At 45.9% G+C, this 22571-nt stretch carries 17 protein-coding genes, 1 tRNA gene and 1 pseudogene; 11 read left to right on the top strand and 8 right to left on the bottom strand.

The genetic code is table 11. The annotated features are described in order from the left end of the window. Positions 1-100 precede the first annotated feature (100 nt). Positions 101-1069: an antibiotic biosynthesis monooxygenase gene (locus tag KDW_RS01205; protein WP_151754274.1), complete on the bottom strand. Its 969-nt coding sequence runs from the start codon at positions 1067-1069 to the stop codon at positions 101-103. Between the two features lie 527 nt (positions 1070-1596). Between KDW_RS01205 and KDW_RS01200 the strand changes: the two genes are divergently transcribed. The 4 genes from KDW_RS01200 (at position 1597) to KDW_RS01185 (ending at position 5655) form a co-directional block, all read left to right on the top strand. Further along, positions 1597-2925 carry an ABC transporter substrate-binding protein gene (locus KDW_RS01200; protein WP_233097572.1) on the top strand — a complete coding sequence of 443 codons (1329 nt, stop codon included), beginning with the start codon at positions 1597-1599 and terminating at the stop codon, positions 2923-2925. Between the two features lie 79 nt (positions 2926-3004). Then, the gene (locus tag KDW_RS01195) at positions 3005-3985 is read left to right on the top strand and encodes a carbohydrate ABC transporter permease (protein WP_151754272.1); all 981 of its coding nucleotides are present in this window, start codon (positions 3005-3007) and stop codon (positions 3983-3985) included. A gap of 369 nt (positions 3986-4354) precedes the next feature. Then, a complete protein-coding gene (locus KDW_RS33520; RefSeq protein ID WP_233097571.1) occupies positions 4355-4855 on the top strand; it encodes a carbohydrate ABC transporter permease in 501 nt (166 codons plus the stop codon). Between the two features lie 437 nt (positions 4856-5292). Further along, positions 5293-5655, top strand: coding sequence for a hypothetical protein (locus tag KDW_RS01185; RefSeq protein ID WP_151754271.1), 363 nt, complete (start codon positions 5293-5295; stop codon positions 5653-5655). 200 nt (positions 5656-5855) lie between these two features. Here KDW_RS01185 and KDW_RS01180 read toward each other — a convergent pair whose 3' ends face one another. Together KDW_RS01180 and KDW_RS01175 are read right to left on the bottom strand one after the other, a co-directional pair. Next, the gene (locus KDW_RS01180) at positions 5856-7388 is read right to left on the bottom strand and encodes a Swt1 family HEPN domain-containing protein (RefSeq protein ID WP_151754270.1); all 1533 of its coding nucleotides are present in this window, start codon (positions 7386-7388) and stop codon (positions 5856-5858) included. Positions 7389-7400: 12 nt separating this feature from the next. Next, positions 7401-10868 (bottom strand): DNA-binding protein, encoded by a 3468-nt coding sequence (locus KDW_RS01175; RefSeq protein WP_162004852.1) that lies wholly within the window; start codon positions 10866-10868, stop codon positions 7401-7403. Between the two features lie 184 nt (positions 10869-11052). Between KDW_RS01175 and KDW_RS01170 the strand changes: the two genes are divergently transcribed. Beyond that, the gene (locus KDW_RS01170; RefSeq protein WP_162005352.1) at positions 11053-12264 is read left to right on the top strand and encodes an IS256 family transposase; all 1212 of its coding nucleotides are present in this window, start codon (positions 11053-11055) and stop codon (positions 12262-12264) included. Here the strand turns inward: KDW_RS01170 and KDW_RS01165 are convergent. Both KDW_RS01165 and KDW_RS01160 read right to left on the bottom strand, forming a co-directional pair. Next, positions 12220-13731: a tetratricopeptide repeat protein gene (locus KDW_RS01165; protein ID WP_151754268.1), complete on the bottom strand. Its 1512-nt coding sequence runs from the start codon at positions 13729-13731 to the stop codon at positions 12220-12222. The genes KDW_RS01170 and KDW_RS01165 overlap by 45 nt on opposite strands. Before the next feature lie 552 nt (positions 13732-14283). Continuing rightward, positions 14284-14580: an HNH endonuclease gene (locus KDW_RS01160; RefSeq protein ID WP_269822462.1), complete on the bottom strand. Its 297-nt coding sequence runs from the start codon at positions 14578-14580 to the stop codon at positions 14284-14286. Positions 14581-14594: 14 nt separating this feature from the next. Between KDW_RS01160 and KDW_RS35695 the strand changes: the two genes are divergently transcribed. Then, positions 14595-14864: a biotin synthase BioB gene (locus KDW_RS35695; protein ID WP_151757267.1), complete on the top strand. Its 270-nt coding sequence runs from the start codon at positions 14595-14597 to the stop codon at positions 14862-14864. Here KDW_RS35695 and KDW_RS01150 read toward each other — a convergent pair. Then, positions 14795-15400: a transposase gene (locus tag KDW_RS01150; protein WP_151754266.1), complete on the bottom strand. Its 606-nt coding sequence runs from the start codon at positions 15398-15400 to the stop codon at positions 14795-14797. The genes KDW_RS35695 and KDW_RS01150 overlap by 70 nt on opposite strands. 180 nt (positions 15401-15580) lie before the next feature. Between KDW_RS01150 and KDW_RS35690 the strand changes: the two are divergent. Both KDW_RS35690 and KDW_RS01140 read left to right on the top strand, forming a co-directional pair. Beyond that, positions 15581-15655 (top strand): annotated as a pseudogene (locus KDW_RS35690) (hypothetical protein); the annotation flags it as partial. A gap of 125 nt (positions 15656-15780) precedes the next feature. Continuing rightward, the gene (locus KDW_RS01140) at positions 15781-16872 is read left to right on the top strand and encodes a protein-L-isoaspartate O-methyltransferase family protein (protein ID WP_151754265.1); all 1092 of its coding nucleotides are present in this window, start codon (positions 15781-15783) and stop codon (positions 16870-16872) included. 673 nt (positions 16873-17545) lie between these two features. On the opposite strand, the gene KDW_RS01135 is transcribed toward KDW_RS01140, so the two are convergent. Both KDW_RS01135 and KDW_RS01130 read right to left on the bottom strand, forming a co-directional pair. Continuing rightward, a tRNA-Sec gene (locus KDW_RS01135) sits at positions 17546-17640 on the bottom strand. 36 nt (positions 17641-17676) lie between these two features. Further along, the gene (locus KDW_RS01130) at positions 17677-18330 is read right to left on the bottom strand and encodes an HAD family hydrolase (RefSeq protein WP_151754264.1); all 654 of its coding nucleotides are present in this window, start codon (positions 18328-18330) and stop codon (positions 17677-17679) included. A gap of 256 nt (positions 18331-18586) precedes the next feature. Here KDW_RS01130 and KDW_RS01125 point away from each other — a divergent pair, with 256 nt between their 5' ends. The 3 genes from KDW_RS01125 (at position 18587) to KDW_RS01115 (ending at position 22529) form a co-directional block, all read left to right on the top strand. After that, on the top strand, positions 18587-19936 hold the full coding sequence (locus KDW_RS01125) for a phenylacetate--CoA ligase family protein (RefSeq protein ID WP_162004851.1): 1350 nt from the start codon (positions 18587-18589) through the stop codon (positions 19934-19936). Positions 19937-20162: 226 nt separating this feature from the next. Continuing rightward, complete coding sequence (locus tag KDW_RS01120; protein ID WP_151754262.1) at positions 20163-21650, top strand: MiaB/RimO family radical SAM methylthiotransferase; 1488 nt, start codon at positions 20163-20165, stop codon at positions 21648-21650. A 63-nt stretch (positions 21651-21713) separates the two neighbouring features. After that, complete coding sequence (locus KDW_RS01115) at positions 21714-22529, top strand: tetratricopeptide repeat protein (protein ID WP_151754261.1); 816 nt, start codon at positions 21714-21716, stop codon at positions 22527-22529. The last annotated feature ends 42 nt before the right edge of the window (positions 22530-22571 follow it).

Here is a 22571-nt window from a genome sequence, read left to right as displayed (position 1 = left end):
CGTCTGGGGGGCCGTTTTGTTATCGCACGTGGAAGTATGTCGTTCGGTCAGTCAAGGGGAGGCCGCAGCACTTGCCGTTGGAATGGGACAGGCGTGATCATCAAGGTATGTGTGAGAAAACCAGCAGCAACGTAGCATAGAGGAACAGAATAAGTGCGGTTCCCGACCAGGTGATCCACTGTCGTTTTCGCTGGGCTGGAACCGCGCGTTCTAACGGATTGAGCCACCAGCTGAATAACTTGCTCAGTAGTGGGACTACAACCCAGCCGAGCAATAGAGTACTGAAGGCGTTGCCAAAGAACAATGCAAGCCAGAAAGGCATTCCCCGATGGATCAATAATGGCGTCTGCACTAAAATGGAAAATAGGAATACTATAGGGTACAGTGCCAGCAAAACAATCATATTCACCTTCCAGACAGGGGGAGCATTTTGTTGCTGATCACCAGTGAACTTGAACCATGATTCGAATCCGACACGTACTTTCCGTATGTGAGTATCGAGGCTGAACGCGTTTGCCTCCTGAAGTATTTGTTTCCTTTGTTCAGAGTTGAGCCAGGCTTCAAGGTGGGCATCTGAATCGAAACGTAGGATAGTCACCCAGCTGTCCTGGACCCCAGGAATGGGTGCTTCAAGCTTATAGCCTTGAAAGCCCTCGAATCTTGCTTGTATCGCAGATATTTGCCTGTACCAGCGCAGAAAGGCCTCTTGCTGACCGGGTTTGACCCGTGTGGAAATGACCGCAGACACAGGAGCGGATGATCCACCTGGTGAATCCTGTGTGAAGAGATGGATGTCTCTCTGACCAACCAGGAGGGGTTGAATCGCGTCAAGCAGATGCTGCCGCTCCTCGGATTGGAGCCATGCGCGTGCCGCCTCAACCGTCAGGAAGCGTTGGATAATTACCCAGTCAGTCTGCATAGGAGGAGCGGGTGGAATAACCGTTTGATCGAGATAGCCAGGAAACGTAGCGAGGGCCTCGTTCTCCTGCTGCTGCCAGTGTACAAACGTATCAGTACTATCGAGCATAATGTTGGTATGTGTAACGAGCGTGCCTGCGGATGAACTCATCTTTAGTAAATGCTCCTCTAAAATCACTCCTAAAAAATGTATTGCATAATCTTTTGCGTGGTTATACCCTTCTATTTAATATTATAGAGTATAAATGAAATAGAGTCAGTAGCGTATAAATTGGGGTTGAAGAGTGATCGGAACCGCCGCTTGATTGTGGAGCTGACAACATCCCTGTCCTCGTAGTCATAATCCCTGGTGTTTTTTTCTATGCATGCAAGGGACTATACAGTATAAAGCAAGCAGACTTTTTTAATCTAAAGCGCGCCTGCGCCATTTGTTTTGTTACGAAGGATTGCTTTTGGACATAAATTTGAGTATGCTTGTTTTCAGATAAGATTATCTATTGCCCTATGGACCCGCTTTTCTTATATCCCCTTTCCTTACGCCAGATATGCTTTCGGGATATTTATCGGATTGTATAAGGAATTTTTTTGCCATATGGGCTTGTACTGACCAGCGTCTTTCAGTTCTGTATTTGTTATCCAATGGAGGAAACAAAATCGATGAAAGCAAGCAGCCGACTAATGAGCCTTTGCTCATGCTGGATTATATTGCTGTCACTTGTGCTGGCAGCATGCGGTGGTTCCAGTGGGAATGGGACCACGAATAGCGATGGTCAAACCCTCCACGTACTGGTGGGCGCGAATACACTCTTAGCTACACAACAGAAGCAATGGATGCAGCAAATTGGTAACGATTTCCATAAAACGACCGGCAGCAGTATTGTCTGGGACACATACTCTGGCAGCAGCGAGGAACAGACAAAGCTTCAGACTTCGATTGTCAGTGGGAGTGGCCCCGATATATTTAGCCTGGGCACTACCTTTGTGCCTACCGCGCAAGCGACGAAAGGTTTCACCACGCTCACCGCTGATGACTGGAACAAGGTAGGTGGGAAGAACCGCTTCTTCCCGCAACAGATGACCATGTCCGGGTCATCGCCCGATCAGTCGATTGCCGTTCCCTGGGTGATGCGCCCTTTTGGTATGGTCTATAATACGGACCTGTTCAAAAAGGCCGGGATCAGTGCTCCTCCTACGACCTGGAGCGATTTTGTTGCTGACGCGAAGAAAATGACAGACCCTTCCGCCGGTGTCTATGGAGCGGAGATGGACCCCTCTGATTCATTTGATCCATGGAAGATCTGGTGGATGTTCAACGAGCAGATGGGTGGTGGAAGTTTCCTCTCCCCGGACCTCAAGTCCGCTGAAATGAACACACCAACGGCTGTCAATTCCGTCAAATTCTGGTTTGACTGGGTCACCACATACAAGATTGCCGATCCTAACTCGATGACGTGGAAAGCGCCTGATGCCACGAGTGCCTTTGGTAATGGTAAGGTGGGCATGTTGACTATGGTCACGCCGACGATCACACCGACGCTCCAGAAGTCGGCTTTAGCAGGCAAGTATGCTTTTGCTCCCATGCCAACGGTGCCTTATGGTATGCAGCAGCGGCCAGCTAACGGCGTACCCGCCTCGACGATTGTGTCCGGTGACATGCTTGCTGTCGCGGATTACTCCAATGTAAAGGATCTGGCCTTCAAGTTTATTAACCTGGTTACAGATTACCAGCACCAGCTCGACTGGACCAAAACCTTCGGAGATTTGCCTACGAACGTGCAGGCCGCGAATTACCTGAGCAGCAAGGACTCCAAGACTGCGGCCTTTGTCAAGGCAGAGCAAGGTGCCACACCGACCCCCTTCTCAGGTGAGTGGGGACCGCTCGAGGTCGCATTAGCCAGCGTAAGCTCCAAGCTGGCCAACTCGGTTGCGACGAACCACTATAATCCCTCCCAGATCAAGCCACTTCTGGATCAGGCCAACAAAGAGATTCAACGTCAGCTGCATTGAGGATAAGGATGCGCTCTGATATGAAGCTGAGAGAGACCCGCGTTCAGGCGCGGGTCTCGTAGCCTTGAAGGTAGGAAATATGTCAATACAACCTATTCCAGAAACCAGCCCCGCAAGTCCTCCCTCTATCTCCGGAGCACGGATATCTGAACATGCTCCCAGGAGCCGCGCTGGCGGACGGCCCCTCTGGCTTATGTGGCCGAGCATCATAATGCTCTTTGTGATTGTTGGTATCCCTTTTCTGATCGCCGTATACATTAGCTTCTTGAATCTTGATCAATATACGCTGAAGAGCTGGATTCATGCTCCATGGGTCGGGTTTGCGAACTACGTGAACTCGTTTATTGAGGGTAATATCGTTGGCGATTCAACATTGGTGTCGTTAGGGGTGAGTCTTGGGTTCTCGATACTGACGACCGTGATCATTACACCCATTGGGGTACTGGCTGCGTTGACCGTCAATACCCCGTATCGTGGCCGTGGGGTAGTGCGCGCGTTATACTTGATCCCCTATGTGATCCCGACGTTTGTGACCGCGCTCGTCTGGCGTATGATGTTCTTGAATAAAAGCGGGCTCGTTGATCGCTTCCTGGCCGGGATACATGTAGCGAGCATTAATACGTACTGGCTGCTGGGGCCAAATAGTTTCTGGGCGATGGTTATCGCGGATGTGTGGGCTTCATGGCCGTTCATCTACATCATGGTTCTGACCGGATTACAGTCGATTCCAGCCGATATGTACGATGCCGCCTCGGTGGATGGAGCGAACTCCTGGCAACGGCTGACAAGGATCGTTTTGCCGCAGCTGCGTAGCATCCTGGGCCTTGCTCTACTGCTCTCGACGCTGAATCACTTCAACAACTTTACTCTGCCGTTTGTGATGTTTGGCACACCGCCTCCGGTGCAGGTTGATGTTCTGCCTCTCAACATTTATGTCTCCTCATTCCAGCTATTTAATTTTGGACTCGGTGGGGCGATGTCCGTGATTACACTGATTATTATGTTGATTCCTGGTATCCTTTACATTCGCACGCTACGCCTTGGGGAGGTGACCGTATAATGAAGAGGCAGAGAAATTCGCAGGATATTTTATCGCTGCCTGTACGCATCATTGTGACCGTGTTCTTGATAATCATCGTGTTGATACCCGTCATCTATACAATATTGCTCTCAGTCACTCCCGATAGTGAGATTAGTGGTGGTGAGCATCTTCTTCCGTCCCACTGGGCATTTAGCAATTATATCGAGATGTGGACAACGGTAAACCTGGCGCAAGGGCTGTTCAATAGTCTGTTTATCTCGCTGATCGCGAGCGCTATCGCTGTGATCCTGGCCGTAGGCGCGGGAATATGTCATTTCCCGCTTCAAGTTCCGTGGGCGTTTGCCGTACCTTTACTCTCTCATTGGTTTGCAGACTGTTCCAGGCGTGATGCTGCTGCTGCCGCTCTTTGTACTCTTTGCGTCGACCCAGGCTGTGCTCCGCTTCAAACTAGTGGGGACATATCCGGCGGTGATCGTTACATACCTGACATTCGCGCTTCCATTTGCTACCTGGCTTATGGTGTCGTACCTGGGCAGCATACCGATAGAGCTGGAGGAAGCGGCTCTTGTTGATGGCGCGACACGGTTGCAGGCGCTCTGGAGCGTAATCGTGCCGCTCGTGCTTCCAGGTGTGGTGGTTGCCCTGGTCTTTTCCTTCCTGACTGGTTGGAACGATGTGTTATTCGCCAGCGTACTTACGGCTCCGGAAACGCGTACCATTGCAGTGCAATTGCAGGCATTCAGTTCCGCGCAGGAAGGTGGTGGGTTGCCCTTGTATGGACAATTGATGGGCGCGTCGGTCGTGAGCGCTCTGCCTGTCGTAATTTTGTATATGGTGTTCCAGCGCTATTTGATCGGCGGTCTGACCGCTGGTGGTGTGAAGGGATAGCAGGCTGTCATTGTTGCTCCAGAAGAGGAGTAAAACGCTTCTCGAAGGGCTTCCCGAACATGTGCTATACTGTTCGGGAAGCCCTGTTCGAGTGAGTCGACAGCAACTGTCATAAACAGCTTTCATGTTAGAAAGTGTATTCCATGCGTTTTTGGAAAATATTTTATGCCATGCGTGACAGTCAGGAGGGGAAGTGATGGCTCAGACCCCCCCGTCGTCAAGGATGGCATTCTTACCTACCAGCGAGAAGGAAAATCTGCTGAACTGGGCACTCGGTCTGTGGGATGCTCTCAACCCCTCCCTCTTGACGGGAGGTGCACGGGATCTGCCCAACCGTCAGCAGACGCTGCGCAACACCCTCCAGTGGAGCTACGACCTGCTGACGCCATGCATAATAAAGTCTGGGGCATGTGGAATATTCTTAAGGATAGCACACCTTGGCCCTGGTTTTATTCCTGATCACTGTTAAGCAATCACTTCCTTGCAATTCCACCATCTATCGGCCAGCGAATCCTTCCAATATGCGCGTTCTGGCGGCTCACTTGCCAGGTACCAACGGACAAAATAGCACACACTGGTCGGTTCTCCTTGTCAATCGCAATACGAGCACCACAAATATAGCCCTGACATTGGGAGCAAAGGAGCAGCCAACCGCGTTTACGATGTACACATATAGCAAGATGCAGAGTGACGCTAGCAGTGACCTTTCGCTCCAACCCACCGCCATAACCAGGCAGCAGAAGGATCATCGTCTGCTCACACAGGTTCCCGCCAACGGTATCGTACTGTTAAGTTCATAGTTGCTTCACTTGCGCCTTGATTATGATTATATCTTTGTGTCACTGTAGAAGAGATTTCATACTACCTTTGGAGACTTGAGCATATTGAGTAAAGGCTCAAGTGGAATTTATTTGCAATATTCTTTAAATGCCCTCAGCCCTCCTCTTTTAGTTTGAAATTTTTCATCCTGTTCTTTCGCTGTTTAAATGTGGCTTTAGTACTAAGCCGTCGTTTCGCGATATCGACGCAACGTTTCAAGAATTTCTTTGCAGTATCCTTCTGCTATGTGTCGCTCATGATCGGAAATCGCCTCATCACGATTATGTGCCAGTGGATTTCGTACTTTACCTAGTAGTTGCCCCCGTTGTTGCCAGTAATTCGCATCTTTTCCAAAAATTGTTTTAAAAGAGGCATTACTCCATTCTTTAGAGATAATATCAAACAGCTCTTTTGAGTAAGTGTAGTCTAAAAGATTTGTTGATGCTCTATCGCCCCAATTCTGAATATCCTTCTGCTGATTTTCCCGACATCGCTGAAATAGATTTTTGTTATTCTCATCAAGAGCAAATCGAGGATATAACTTATCTAATTGGTCAAACCACGAGTCTCCGTACTTTTGCTGCAATGTTTGAGCAATAACTAAACGTAAGGCTTTCTCTGCTTCTCGCCAAATGGACCAAAGTTCAACTTCTCTATCAATAAGGCTTAAATAAGATTGAAAATGTTGTGAGAAAGCCAGGTAGACTCCATCAATACCTTTTTTAATAAGTCCGTAGTGGAGGAATTCATTTATTTCGGTCTGTTTAATACCGACGTTAGGACCAAATAATACCTGTAGTAATTTGTCTAGATGGAAGCCTTCATGAAGTGGCGCGATAAGTTGATCATAAAAACTTATAAGAGCTTCATTGCGTTGATGGGCTGCCATCTCTATATCTATGGTCTGCTGTTTACGGAAATTTTCGATCATGTCATAACCGAGCATTGCTAATAAATATGGATGTCCGCCAGCATAAAAGCTAATCCTCTCTACTATTTGCGTATCAATAACGATTCCCGTATTTGTTAAACGTTGAACATATTCTTGTAGATCTTCGCTATTGAATGTACTGAGATAAAGTTTATCAAAAATACCATCCAATGTTGAAATAGCTTGGGTTTGTGTTTCAATATCGCGAATGGAGCGTCGAGAGATAGTGATGAAGGTGACACGCCATTCAGGACGATAAGAGAGTTCACGAAGTCCTTGAAAACTTGTAACATGACCTCTAAAAAGATTGCGTGCATGGTCAAATTCATCAAGTACGAACAGGATACGCATACCTTCCCTGCGAATCAATTCAAAAAAACGTTGAGTGTATTGTGTAGTTTCTTGCCACGTAATATGTGGTTGTAAAGCATCAGTGGCAGCTTCACGGAGTGGACTTTTCAATTTGTCTAAATCATCGAGAATATCACGGGATGAACGTGCTAAAGCGCGAAAAAACTCGATCGGAGTTTCATGGGTTGCTAGATTGATCCATATTGGCAATATGGATTTATGTAGTAGTTCATTTTTGCGATCCATAATTGCATGATAAGCAAGACTACTTTTCCCAATACGAGGATTACCGATAATTGCTAGATTACCTCCATCAATAGGTGAAATGACACGCTGTTCAATATCACGCAAACGTTCCTTCCGTCCAATAAATTGTACTCCACTAACAATAGTACCAAAGTTGGCAAATGGATTCTCAACGCTCAAAGTCATATACTAGTCCTCTTACTGATGGATAATTAGCCATTCTTTGAATAATCCTACTCGTAACGTATAATTTTCTTTTGCAGTTTTTTTGATCACATCACGTTTCTCTAGATCATCCAGAATGTTTTCTAGATTAGTGTGAGTTGAACAAGTAATGAGGTTTTTGTTGCATGGCTTTGTCTGGCTATTTATAGCAATAGCTTTCATGACATTAAGGGCGTCATCAGATGAAATGGCGTTTTTGGAAGTATCACCCGAGTTAATCAGATTGTCAAACTTATCTATTCCTAATGCATCTTCACCATAAATGAGATCGCTCTTGATTTGATCAACATGTGCTTCTGTGACATATTTGATCCGCTCACGATTCATATATTCTACTAGCCGGCTACATACAATTTGAATGTAAAAAGGGCTACCAGCAGTGAGTTCCAGTATACGTTTAATTGCTTGTTCTTTATAGCGGCTCTCACCATCTTTGCCTCCGATATGGATTGGCTCATCTATAAGTTTTTCGGCATCAACACGTTTGAGATATGTGACGCGTTCATCTTCTGTTGTGCCAAACTCATTTGGGAAATCCTGCTTGAACTTAGTCATTACATCCTGACCTACAAGGACTGCGCTAAAAAAGTTGGCACTGAGCAATGATTTCCACATTTTCATGAAATCAACGGAAAGCCTATCACGTACAATTTGATCATAAATATATTGAAATTCATCAATCATAAGTACGATATGGATATCGCGCCAGACGGGATCTCGGTCAGCCGCATAACGAAACATGCGAAACGTGTCATTGAAAATTATCTTGGGGCTGGGATGACTATAGAATTCTTGTGCATTTACAAATGTGATCTTCAGATCTGAATAACCTTTGTCAACTCCCACCCGTAGAGCCCACTTGAGTTGGGTTAATATGTCCCAGAGGAATTGATAGTCAAATGGTACATGCTCATCAATAATACTCCCCAAACTTGGTTCTAGGATGAGGAGCCCTTTCTCTTGGGATAGCTGTTTTTTCAGATGGTAGAGAATGGAGGATTTGCCAGCACGTTTTTGTCCATAAATAATGATGGATTTACTCCGCTTTCCGGCCTCGCGAATGCTATTGGCAACCTTCTCTATCAGTTCAGAACGACCATAAAACATGTTCTGGTCGTCAACAACTCCACTACTGACAAAACGGCGATAAGGATTATGAATAGGCTCAAAATCTTGTTCAGAATACAGACGGATAGAAAAGCGTTCAATTGGAGTCTTTTTGATTTCTTTTGTTCGTGTAACGTATTGAGCAAAAATGGGCAGAGAGAAAGCTTGTAAGCGTTTACGTGCTGTAATTTGGATTGGGATCATTACAATCTTTCTATCTCCGCTGCTGAGCGAACTTCCTAAACTGGTCTTTCCCAGGACTGTAAATGGTGATTTTTCTTCCTCTACGACGATGAGTTCAACTGATTCGGCGGGACTACAACGCAGTGCATTTTCAATGGCAATTTGTATCGTAATTTTTTTACCCATATCAGGATAAGAGTCTAGTGGCAGTGTGAGAAAGATCTGAGGTGTGGATGTATCATGTATCTCTTTCAACTTTATTTGCGTTTTTTGTTGCAGTTGTATCACAACAGGATAAAATAGTTCTACAGATAATTTTGTTGGGTCACGGAGAATATCGTCAAGTAGATCCTGACAGTGCATATCAATCTGGTTACAAAAGTGTACCTTTGGTTCAAAGCCAATCTCCTTGCAAAAGCTTAATGCACCATCCAGAATATTTTGTATGCGATCGATCCGTTGTTGTTCTAATTTTAGGATGAGGTGTTCTTTAGTACTTTTGAGCCTGGACAGAGCCTGTTCGATCCATGATAGGCTAAATTCCAGATTCCCTATGAGACGCACATTAGTAGAAACCGTTTCTTCATTTTTATGAAACTGTTTCAGAATCATATCCCAATGTTTCACAAACGTCTCATATGTACTGATTTCATTGCTTGATTTCCCGAGGCGATAGGACATATAAGTTGTGACTATTTGGCGCAACGACACCTCTTCGTAGAAATATTTAAGTATGTGGTTCTTTTTAAGGCGGCTTCGTAAGATGAGATAAGCAATGTTATCCAGAACTTTTTGTGAGTTATCATGATTTAGTATCTCTTCAAGTGCCTTTTCAATAGATGTACTAGATTGATTTGGGACAGACTGCATACCTGATGATAAGTAGATAGAGCGTACTAGTATTCTTATCGCATCTTTATCATCCCGATCGTCTTTTCCAATATCGTTTCCTTGATCGATGTTATAGATATTTAATGCCTCACTATACCAAGCGCGTACAGTATCGATATGTTTCTTCTCAAATGTGGCATCGCTGAAGGCTGCGTCGCCGAATGAGGCAAAACTGCGGTACAAAAATCTGTAGAATTGATTATCATCGTTCAGATCTCTAGTAAGAAAAAGGATGCTTGCTGCCGAGAGGTAAAACTCTGCACGCTCATTAGGTGCCTTAGTGCCCAACTGATCTGCGAAACCTTCCAGCCGTTTGAGATCGGAATTATCAAAGTTTCGTTCCTGGATTTTAGTGGGAGATACACCCTTGAAATCGCAACGATCCAGAAAAAAGCGTGCAAAATTGCTTATCTGGCTAGACATGTCGGTGTCATCAATATTTTCCAGAAGCTGTTCATGGAGTAGTGCCGATAGCCCATTAATTCTAGCCTCTTTGGTACGCTCTAATAGAGCCTTAGCCTTACTATCATCTGGTGTAGCGTTGAGCAAGTTCTGTAGGACCTGTTCCGCTTCTGTATATTTTTGTTGTTGAAGCAGACAAACTGCCAATTGTTTCTGGTAGGGTTGTTGGTCTAATACCTGTTCCAGGATTTCTTTTAGCGTAGTTTCGCCCTTAGCATAGTTTTCTTTGCGTATATAACAAGTTGCGATCCCTCTTAACGTCTCAATACTACGTTTCTCTTCAGCCTTTTTGAAGAGCAATTCTAATGCTTTGTCATAATCTCCAATTTTCATATAGATGTTTGTTAGAAGATTATTAAGACGTTGTTGATCTTTGATACGCTCACGGTTAGCGAGCAATACCTCAATGGCTTCCCGGCCACGATCCATTTTTGCTAAGAGTTGAGCGGCATCTTTGACTGCACTATCAAAATAATCGTGGTGTTTGATAGCCAGAAAATAGAAACGCAGCGCCTCTTCAGAAGAATTTGCTCGTTTTGCTCGTCTAAAAAAGCTCATCCTTCCTTTTATGCTGCTCTCCATTTCGAGAGCGGACCATTCATCCAAGGCAGCTTTTGCACCTGTATAATCAGGATTGTAGATAATCACCTGTTTTATAATCGCAATGGCCAGCGAGAGATCGCCTATTTGTGCGCAGGAATGAGCAAATGTAACGAGTTGATCAATGGGGCGATGGAGATAAACAAGTGTGATTTCCGGTGCTTTTCCAGACGCCCCTTTTGGTTTACTTTCAAACATAACCGGAATCGGAGTCTTGTCTGGCCCTTGCCAATCTGTAAGTTTGTCTAACAAATTGGTATCAGTAATGATTTGGCGACGTAAAAAGTAGTCAGCATGTTTGAGGGTGTACAATACTTTGTGTAAGTGATCCTACAATAAGGAGTGAATGATGAAGAAGAAGATGGAAGACGGAGGCAAGCATATGAGCATTCGACCTGAATTGATTGACGAATTACTCAAAGAATGTACCGATCCTACCCAATTGTTGGCCGAAGGCGGTTTCCTCAAGCAGCTGACAGGCGCCCTCGTGGAACGGTGTTTGCAAGCGGAGATGGACGTGCACCTGGGCTATCCCAAACATGGGAAACGTGATGAAACGACTGGCAATGTCCGCAATGGCAGCAGCCGCAAGACGCTCAAGGGCTCACAGGGAGAGATTGATATCGTCGTCCCCCGCGATCGGCATGCCAGCTTCGAACCACTCTTGATCCCCAAGCACGAAACACGACTGGAAGGCTTTGACGAGAAGATCCTGGCCTTGTATGCTCGTGGCATGACCACACGCGACATTCAAGCGCAGATCCAGGAACTCTATGGGGTTGAGGTCTCACCCACGTTCATTTCCAATGTGACGGAAGCCGTCCTGGACGAGGTTCGTCAATGGCAGCATCGACCCTTAGAGACCCTCTATCCCATTATCTATGTGGATTGCCTGGTCGTCAAAGTGCGCGAAAATCAGCGGATCATCAATCGAGCCCTCTACCTGGCTTTGGGCGTGGATATGCACGGACAAAAAGAGTTACTGGGAATGTGGCTGGGTCACAATGAAGGAGCCAAATTCTGGTTGTCAGTCTTCACCGAACTGCAGAACCGGGGACTTAAAGACATTTTCATCGCCTGTGTCGATGGTTTGACCGGCTTACCCGAAGCGATTGAAACACTCTATCCTCACGCACGAGTCCAGCTCTGCATGGTTCATATGGTGCGTAATTCACTCAAATATGTGTCCTACAAACATCGCAAGGAGGTCGCGGCAGACTTGAAATTGATCTACTCAGCTGCCACGGAAAGTGAAGCGCAGGTCTACCTGGATCTCTTTGCCGAGAAATGGGATCGGCAGTACGCAAGCATCAGCAAAATGTGGAGAACCAACTGGAGTCATGTCGTCCCGCTGTTTGCCTTTCCCGAGGACATTCGCAAGGTGATCTACACCACCAATGCGATCGAGTCAGTGAACATGTCGTTACGCAAAGTCACGCGCAATCACCGCATTTTTCCCTCAGATGAGGCCGTCTACAAAGTGGTCTATCTAGCTATGCACAACATTGCCAAGAAGTGGACCATGCCGATCCGTAATTGGATACCTGCATTAAATTGTTTTGCGATTGAATTTGGGGAGAGATTTCCTCACTAAATGAAATGACATACACAAAGTACTTGACAGACTCGCATGTTTGGGCGTACGTACAAAACCATACCCTTTATCCTCTTTATAGAAGTGAACCCAGCCCTTCGGTTCTATCTCAGGCTGCGTTATCTTTACTGGTTTGATTTCATTTTTTTCTTGTTTATGCTCTTCTATTTGGCTATTTTCCTTCTGGTAAAATGCATCTTCTCGATCATCCATAATTTGATCAAAAACTTCTTTAATCGCAGCTTGTGTCGGCGTACCATTGAGCATTAAATTATAAAATTCGTAAGCTTCATGTAGTTTTTTATTGGTGAGTAAGAGATATATAAGTGTTTGAAGGATTAATACTCGTTCTTTTGTTTCCAAGTCAGCTCTTTCCCAGAGCTTAAGCAATGGCTGATAATTGTGAGATTTTTGTAGTAGAAGTATGAAAATGTACCAGAGTTCAGAATTATCATAAATGGAAGAAATATGAAACAGTTCTTCGAGCATAGTATACGCTGAAACTATATCGCCGACTTTATATGAAAGCACAGAAACATTATAAAAGTCTTCAACTTCCTGGACAGCCATCGCCGCTTCACGGTACGTTTTAAGTGCCTGGCGTGGTTTTTCTGCTAACCAATAGAAGTAAGCAAGGTGCCGTTTGACACCCAGGGAGGACGGGTGGATTTTTTTTAAATCTCGTGCATCTTCAATCAATAAGTGTATTTTTTCACTATATGGACCTAATTCGTTCAGTTGGTTTGCATAGTTATAGCGGTCTCGGATCCTGTTCCAGAGTGTGTATCCTTTATGTGTAGCTGATATTTCCTGAGGCAATATGAAGTTAGGAGGTTTAATTTCCAGGTTAACCTTTTGTATTTTTTCCCGAATGCCCTCTTCGAGTTCTCGTAGTTGTTGCCAGATTTCCTCCTTAGCTTTGTCCACCTGCGTTAGATGGCTCGAAAGAATCTGTTCAGTGACAGCACGATTGTGTATGTCAGTCTGCTCTTGTTCCCCTGGTTCAATTTTGTCGATTTCCGGAACCCGCTGATCATATTCTAGATTTTCTTGTTTGAAGCCGAAGGCATCTTGCGTGGTGGGTATGGAAGATGCCTCCATTATCTGTTCATGGACAGGCATTTTCTTAGATTCAAGTTGTCCACTGTCGAGTGTCTGTTCTTGTTTCGGTAGCAGAGTTAATTTCTGTTCTGGCTTTTGTATGGATAAGTTTTGTTGTAGATCGTAAGTTGAAGATCCAGGGTCCTCGACGTTAACAATGTTTTTGCTATCATTTAATGTTTCCCATACATCTATAGCATCGAAATATGCAGCAATATTACCGCCCGTCACATTTTCGAGGATGATATGGTCAATTGCAATCTGTAATAGTTTACCTGCAAGTATGTGACCACTTTTTAAAAAGATTTTGACGTGACTACCAACAGGAACCATTCTCTGAAAATTTTGTGCACGGTTTAGCATCATCACCTCACTATTTGCAAAGAAGTTTCAATCTGTGTATTAAGCGTATTTAGTATTAATTTGTTTTACCTGTTAATATCTTTGATATGCTACGTCTTTTGATAGGAGAAATTTACCTTGACTGAAGAAAAATCCCATAAAAAGTCTTCATTTACCGACTTTCTTCGATTTTCTGGCTCATGAAATAGAATACATTGGCCTATATAGTATATTACTCTTCGAAACACCTTTATGCAAGTATAATCATCAAAAATTGATAATTTCATTGTAACTCTGAAATGGAATGATGTTCCCGTCCTTGTACAGAAATGAGATAGTGGAGTTGCCCCGTTTTTGGAGGGAACCCGAACAGAAATGTCGGGTGAGGAAAAATGCTGGGAAAATGATGAAAACATCATCACTATACGTAATACGTAACGTACTGCGTATTTCTATTTTACGATAAAAGGTATACCTCTGTCAAGAAAAATCGTTATCTGATTCGATTATGCGTTTTTCGTAATGAGCTGGACTGAGATATCCTAAAGACGAATGACGTCGTTTTCGATTGTTAACCTAAGCAAAGTAGTTGCCTCCTCTGTTCGGCTCCAAAACTGGACATGAAGGTTTCCCTTCATCCGGCTCCTCAATGATATGGTCGTTGTCAGAGATACCTTTGGCACGCTCAGCGTGCCTGTCATCATGGCAATGTCGGTGAAGAAGACATTTGTTCCCAAGTTCTTCTCCTCCACCTTGCTCTCTTGGCGTGATGTGATCGATTTCAATCACATCCGTATCCTGTAGGAGCAATCCACACCAACGACATTTCCCTTGTTGCTTCCGCAGGAGGGCACCTTTTACGCCATTAAACATGGGATGAGTGCGTAATCGTTGACACTCCATTCTCTCATCACCAATATCTACGTCCTTATGATTGTCTACGCATCCTTTGTCTTGCGCGTTTACTAAATCCTAAGCAGGAAATAAGAGTATCCGCAGGAAGGGAGGAAAATATACGTTCATTGCAACCTATGTCTTTATATGCTGCCAATTCTGTATTCGTATCAGGCTATCTTACTGAGCCAGGTCAAGAATATGAGGAAACTTGGCGCATGATCAAAGATCTCAACTTTGAAATCGAGGAGCATACATTGTAAAAAACACCCCTTTGTAAAAGCGCAAGGGTTTGATACACCCCAAGTCGCCGGTAGGCTTTGCTGTACGTCCCGTTCTGGAAGAGGACTGGCGATGTTCCAGCGAGCGATTGCAGGCTTGCCGAGGTCGTGTAGCGCGTTCTCGCGTCACCGATTTGGGCCAACAGACGAGGAGCGAGACGCTTTCCAGCTCCCGGCAAAGCCTGGAACAACTCACTGTCGGCGTGCATCAAAAAAAGATGCTTGATTTCCTTGTCATAGTTGACAATCTGTTGTATCAGAGGTTCTAGTTGAGCCAAGAGAGCCAACATCAGCCGCGATTTCGTCCGCGTGGTGACCTCATTGGCACTCAGATGGGGCTGGTGGAGGCGAAGGACCATTTGCTGCGCTGCCTGACTGGCACCTAGATAGCATGTTTGCTTGAGCGTTGCAGCCAGTTGTTCGACCGAGTCCGACGTGGCCTGCTGGGGAGTTGGATAGGTACGTAAGAAATGGATGGTCGAGGGTTGTTGAAGTTTGCCGAAGAGGTCCAGAGCCACCGGGTAGTAGGCTTTGAGGCATTCAGTTGATTGACCAGTCGGGTTTGCATCTGAATCAAAGTATTCTGATCGCGAGTGAGCGTTTTCAACTCCTGGATTAGTTCGCTATCCGGGTTGAGCCGATGCAAATCGGCGAAGTCGGCTCATCCGGTTTTGGCCAGCAGATAACGGTTCCATAGCCGCCAGCAAGCCCGTTCAGCCATCTTCGAATACTTGGAATGTTTCTCCAATCAGGTTCGCCTGCATTACACGTGACAGTATGTCAGTCCGTGTACGTTTGAACAGGTTACTCTTTCAGTGATGACGTAACTTTCACCTTTGACGTTTCCATTTTTCTGGGGCAATTCCAAATTTTTGACAGATCTGGAGGCATATCACGTATGATGTTTACTCTTCTCGCTGAGACCTACAAAGATTCTGTTCCGTTCCGAAAACATCTAGTGACATATTTAAAAGAACAGGATATTCTGCATTCGCCATCCATAGAATCTGCTTTGCTTATGATACCTCGCGAAGCCTTTGTCCCTGTGTTTTTTCATACCAATGCGCAATCGCTTTCTACTTCAACACTATGGATCACCTTTGATACCACACACCCTGATTACTCATCACAGGTGTATCAGGACCAACCCTTAATAACTCATCTCAATTCCTATGGTATGCCCGATAGCTCCAGTAGTATGCCATCAGTCATGGTACAGATGTTGGAGGCACTGGATATCCAAAGCAACCATACAGTTTTAGAAATTGGAACTGGAACTGGCTACAATGCCGCGTTGATCGCATACCTTGCCGCAGGATGTACAACTATTGATCGAGAACCAGCTTATGTTGAACAAGTACACCAGATCATCCAACACTTTCATCTCGATGCGATAAGAACCTATATTGCGGATGGAGTCAAAGGATATCCAGAATACGCTCCATATGATCGTATTATTGTCACTGCCAGTACTCCGCTTATTCCAATGGCTTGGGTCGATCAGTTGCATGCGGGGGGACGTCTCGTCTGTGATCTCGCTGGCCCACTGGCACGTGCTTTTTTGATACTTGATAAAATACATCACGAGATGGTTAATGGACTATTTCTGCCAATCATGCTCAATTTCATGCCCATGCAAAGTGATTTGCTTCCTCATATTCAGTACTCTCGTTTTCCAAAGATTGTGCCAATGCAAGAAATTCAACTCGATGATGACTCTATCAGTATGATCCATGACTTGCTTGGTTCACATTCATTTCGTTGGTTTCTTCAATGGCACCAGCGTCACATTAAACTTCAACAGCTCATTGCTCCAGAAAAGGCGCATGTTCTCTTAATCGCACCTGACGAACGTAGCTACATAGATTTCTCACGCGTATTCCTGCTCATGATTTCACTCCTTGGCAAGCAATGCTCCATACGAAGGATGAGAAGCATCCTTCGCTCTGGGATAATGTCATACAATCTTATCAGATTTGGAGAGAACTAGGGAAACCGAAAGTTGAGCAATATACACTCGTCATTGACAATAAGCAATCCATATTACGCATTCACGACATGGCTCTCTTGATGTGACAAAAGCAAATATTATTATTAATCTTGACCATAGTGTTTAAAGCTTCCATGTAAGATGCGAGCGAAACAATGGCTTTTCTTCGTTTCTGGCGTGTTAGAAGGTAGCTTTGGTATATGCTACATACATTTTCAAGCGTTTTGAAAGAGTGCTCTCATTCGCTAAAAGACCAGAGACAAAATGTTGTTACTATGCCAAATTTCAGAAAGTTGTATATCTCGTTAGCTAAGAAGCTAACAGAAAAACAATGAAGCGGGCATCGGTGCAGTCTCCCTGTCAATCTTATAACAGTAGATGTGCAACAATGCCCGCTGATAGTCATTGATGATCTATGCCAATCACTCATTATTTGTCACTAACAAGTGAATGCGAGAGCTGTCAAATACACACATATCTCACTCATAGAAGCAGAAGCGTCTGACGATTGAATCTACAAAGACCACGTTGAGCGGTTTTATCTATGTAGCAATTATGTAGCAACGCCCCTGTACAACCATTGATTTATATAGACACCTATTGATAGGGCCTCTTTCTTACTCGCAAAATCGAGGCGGCAATAGATGCAAAAGTACATTATTCGCTCAAAAGGCAGAGGTGTATGAGAGTCGAACTCACCGGGGACCGCGCCGAGCGACCCCCAGCCGTTTTGAAGACGGTGAGACCCACCGGGGCCCCTACACCTCCATGATTTTCCTATCATGCCACGCTTCAAGCCGCCTGTCAAGCGAGGGTACGGATGGTTTCCAGGTTGACCTGGGTGAGGTCTTTGACCATAAGCTCAGCGGCCTTGAGTCCTGGTAAGTTACGTTTGCCGGCGACTGAAATGCAATACATTCCACCGCGATGAGCAGCCTGGACGCCGGCTACGGCGTCTTCTATAACCAGACTCTCAGCGGGCTCAACGCCCAGTTCGGCGGCGGCTTTGAGGAAGACGTCAGGCGCAGGCTTACCGTGGGGGACGGTTTCACCTGAGATAAAGGCGTTGAGGTATTTTTCTAAGCCCAGGACTTCACTGATGACTTCGATGTTTTTTATCGGGGTGGAAGATGCCAGGGCTTGCTTATAGCCAGCATTGCGTAGTGCGGTGAGCAGTTCGATGGCACCCGGTAGGGGAGCGGCGGTATCGCGTACAAATTCGCGGAAATAGGTTTCCTTCAGGTCGGCAAGTTCCTGGATGCGTTGTACGGGCATCTCTCCCCAGAGTATAGGAATAATGGTGTCGTTGCGCATGCCAAAAGTATCATGAAATTGTTGGTCGCTAAAAGGAAGCCCTTCCCTTTCTGCCAGGCGATACCAGGAGCGCTTATGTTCCTCGGCGCTATCAATAATGACGCCATCAAGATCCCAGATGACGGCACGGATTTTATCAGTCATCGCTAAAAATACTCCTGCATTATAATTTCGCTCCCAGGTACTGCCTTATCCAGTTGTGATAGACGTGTCAGAGCGACCATGGTAGAATGGGTCGAAGCACATGCTTTTGCATTATACCTGATTTAGAGAGCAAAGTGACGTCTTTATCTTCTGGATGTGGACGCCGAGATATTTCTATGTTGATACTATCATATCCCGCATGTTATATGTATCCTATCTATACAGGGTGGGATGTGAGTGGATTTGGAGGATATTTGTGGTAAGTCATCGCCAGTTCTTCAACGAGGAGATGGAGACGCTTCCAAAGCAAAAATTACAGGCTTTACAATTGGAACGTCTACAGGCTGTTGTTGAACGTGCCTATACACATAATCAATTTTATCGCAAGCTTTACGATGAGGCTGGTGTCAAACCTTCTGATATTCAGTCGTTAGCTGATATTCGCAAGTTGCCTTTCCTGGAGAAGAAGACGGTACGAGCTGCTTATCCTCTGGGGACTGCTATGCGTCCAACTGGTGGTGAGGGTGGTGCCTTGCAACTCCACGCTACCAGTGGTACGACAGGTAAGAGCGTGCCGGTCTTTGCGACCAGAAAAGATATTGAAAACTGGGCCGACTTAAATGCACGTGAACTGTGGATGGTTGGTTTACGTCCCGGCGATGTCATGATGAATTGCTATGGCTATGGCCTGCCTACTGGTGGTTTTGGCTTCCACTATGGCGCGATGGCCATGGATGTGATGTCGATTCCCATGGGGTCGGATGCTCGTCAGTATGAGCGCATGTTTGATTTTATCAAGGATTTTGGTGTCAAGGCTGTCTGCATGACTCCATCCGTCGGCCTCTATATTGGCAATAAAGCGGCTGAGCAAGGATTGGACTTCAAGAGTACATCGTTAAAGATTGGGCTCTTCGGCGCTGAGCCGTGGCCATGGGAGACGCGGTTAAAGATCGAGAATCTGCTTGGGATTACGGCCTATGATGAGTTTGGCATGACTGAGTTCCTGGGACCTGGTATGACCTGTGAGTGTGAGTCTCGCGATGGCATGCATGCCTGGGCGGATAGTTTCCTGGTTGAGTGCATTAATCCCGAGACGGGCGAGCCAGTGGAAGATGGTCAGGATGGCGAGCTTGTCTGGACTTGGTTGACTGGTGATGGAACCGCTATGATTCGCTACCGCAGTCGCGATCTTTCCCGTTTATGGTGGGAGGAGCGTTGTGCCTGTGGTCGTACCCATCCCAAAATATCTGGTATTAAGGGACGTAGTGATGATGCTGTCTCCATTCGTGGTTTAATCGTTTTCCCAAGTCAGGTTGAAGCGGCACTCATCCAATTTCCAGAGACTGCCTCGAATTTCCGTATCATCGTTGATCGCAAAAATGATCTGGATACCTTTGCCTTAAAGGTTGAAGTTAAGGATCTGACGTTACTCGACGATGCTGAACGGGTAAAATTGCTTCAGTCGAATATGGCGGCTGCCGTGAAATCGATTACTGGTAATACCCCTAAAATTGAACTGGTGGCGCAGGATAGTCTGCCTCGTGCCTCAGGTGGTGAATCTAAAACTGCCAGTGCGCGTGTCGAAGATCGTCGGCGTTCATTATAATAAGGCGCGTGCCCATTTTTTTGAAGCTATAACAGATTCTTGCAGGGACGAAAAACCTCTTGTTATGAGAGGCTTGTGAGAATCTGGCTAAATTCAGCGAATAAGAAGGATGACAGGCAACGCTGCATGGTGTATAATACCGTCCATCTTAGAATAAGGACGAGTAGGTAAAAGATATCCCATATGCTACTACACAAGCTATTGATGCTCGAAGAGAGGCTCTGAAATGACCACGATTAGTATTCCACATGGAAAGTATCATATTTGGACAGTTGGCTGTCAAATGAATCAGGCTGACTCTCAGCGCATTCAGACTATGCTTGATGAATTAGGTTGGGAAGAGACGAGTATGGAGCAGGCAAACCTGGTGGTGCTCAATACCTGTAGTGTGCGTCAGGCACCTGAGGAGAAGGCCCATAATTTGCTTGCTCAACTGCGACGGTCCAAGAATGAGCGCAGCGATCTTCTGGTTGCCTTGATGGGATGTATGATTGGTAATCAGAAAACAATCGATGCACTGGGCAAACGGTATCCGCATGTTGATCTCTTTATGAAAGTTGAGCATGCTGATATCTTGCCGCGTTTTTTGGAAGAGCGTTGGACGCCTATCTCTGGGGCGGGCTGTCTCGATATTGAGTTTATGCCCGATACTCTTGATGATACCGTTGATGAGATTTCTGTCTCGCCTATTGTGCCCACGTTTGCAACCTCTACCGAGCGCGCTGGTAAGCGTACGGTGCTCCCGATGGCGATTACTCCCAAGCCAGGGGAGCGTGTGGCCCATTATCCAACAAAGATCGAGCCAGCAAAGGCCAGTCCGACTGCCTGGTTGCCAATTGTGCTAGGCTGTAATAAGGTCTGTACCTATTGTATTGTGCCATATCGCCGTGGACGTGAGCGTAGCCGTCCAATGGATGAGTTGATGATAGAAGCCCGGTCACTTGTGACCATGGGTGCCAAAGAATTGACACTTCTGGGACAGACAGTTGAGGCCTATGGTCTGGACTTGCCAGATAAACCCGATCTGGCAGATCTCATGACCAATCTAAGCGACATTGATGGATTGGAGCGTATTCGTTTCATGACTTCCTATCCACGTCATATGACTGATAGTATGATTGAGCGGATGGCGCACTTGCCCAAGGTGTGTGAGCACCTGAATATTCCGGTCCAGTCCGGTGATGAGAATATGCTTAAGCGTATGAAACGTGGATATTCGCTGGACGAATACCTTGAGCGTATTGATCGGGTGCGTGAATTGTGGCCGAATATTACTCTGTCGACTGATGTTATTGTAGGCTTCTGCGGTGAGACTGAAGAAGAGTTCCAGCATACGTTGGATCTGTTGGAAAAGGTTCGTTTTGATGTCGTTCATGTCGCTGCTTACTCGGTTCGCCCCGGAACAGTAGCGTCTCGCTGGGAGGACGATGTTCCTCTGGCAGAGAAGAAGCGCCGTCTGCACGCAGTGGAAGAGGTTCAGGGCAAAATTGCCTTTGAGCTGAATCAGTCTTACGTGGGGAAGGTAGAGGAGATGATGGTTGAGGATACAAACACGACTCATGGTCGAAAACAGTTGAAAGGGCGCAATCGCGCCAACAAGCTTGTCTTCTGCTTTGAGCCCGAGGGCCGTGTCTTTCAACCTGGCGACTTTGTGCAGGTGCGTATTGAGCGGGCTACTGCCTGGTCTTTACAGGGCGACGCTGTTGCGCTATAAGTTACGCTATACTAAGCAAATAAGAAGATACACCATATCCCAAGGAAGTTGGAGGAGGCTTTGATGACGCAAGCATTGTCAGCTGAAGAAAAGTTGCGGCTGAAGAAGCAGTGGACAGACCTGGCGATTAAACAGGCTCAAGAGGGTCAATGGGGAGAAGCGGTCACCACGAATAAAAATATTCTGAACATCTTTTCCCAGGAGCCAGAGGCGTATAATCGTCTGGGTAAGGCATATAGTGAGTTAGGCCAGTATTCAGAGGCCCGACAGGCCTACTCGCAGACCCTGAAATATAGTCCAGCTAATACGATTGCCATAAAGAACCTGGATCGCCTGCAGGCGTTGCAGGATGCCGCGCCATCAGGAACTGTTGGTGTCGAGCGTATTGATCCTCGACTTTTCATCGAGGAGACCGGCAAGACTGGTATTACTGAACTGATAAACCTTGGTCCTGCTCCTGTACTTTCGCGTATTGGAGTTGGTGATCGAGTTAATCTGGTTGTTGATGGTCATCGTTTACTGGTGCGCAATTCCGCCCAGGAAACGATCGGGCAGATCGAGCCTCGCCTGGCGGCTCGCTTGATCGGCTACATCAAAGAAGGCAACCGCTATGGTGCAGGTATTCTGACCCTGGACATTCACCTTGTTCGTATTATCATTAAAGAAGAGTATCAACATCCTAATCTGTTCGGCACCGTGAGCTTCCCATCTCAGGGAAGTGGCGATACCGTTCGTGCTTATACAAAAGACTCCATCTTGCGTCATGACCGTGAGGACGACGATGATATGGGGACGGATGATGAGTATTATGATGGTGGTGATGATTCCGAGGATATGAACGAGTTTGAATTCGAGGGCGGTACTGATATTGAAGAGTAACATTTCTAGAGGAAAGGTTGTATAATACATGAATAAAGCTAA

Origin of the sequence: Dictyobacter vulcani, from assembly GCF_008974265.1 — a bacterium.
Lineage (GTDB): Bacteria > Chloroflexota > Ktedonobacteria > Ktedonobacterales > Ktedonobacteraceae > Dictyobacter > Dictyobacter vulcani.
The sequence above is the reverse complement of the archived record's forward strand: the minus strand, read 5'-3'. Positions and strand labels throughout refer to the sequence as shown.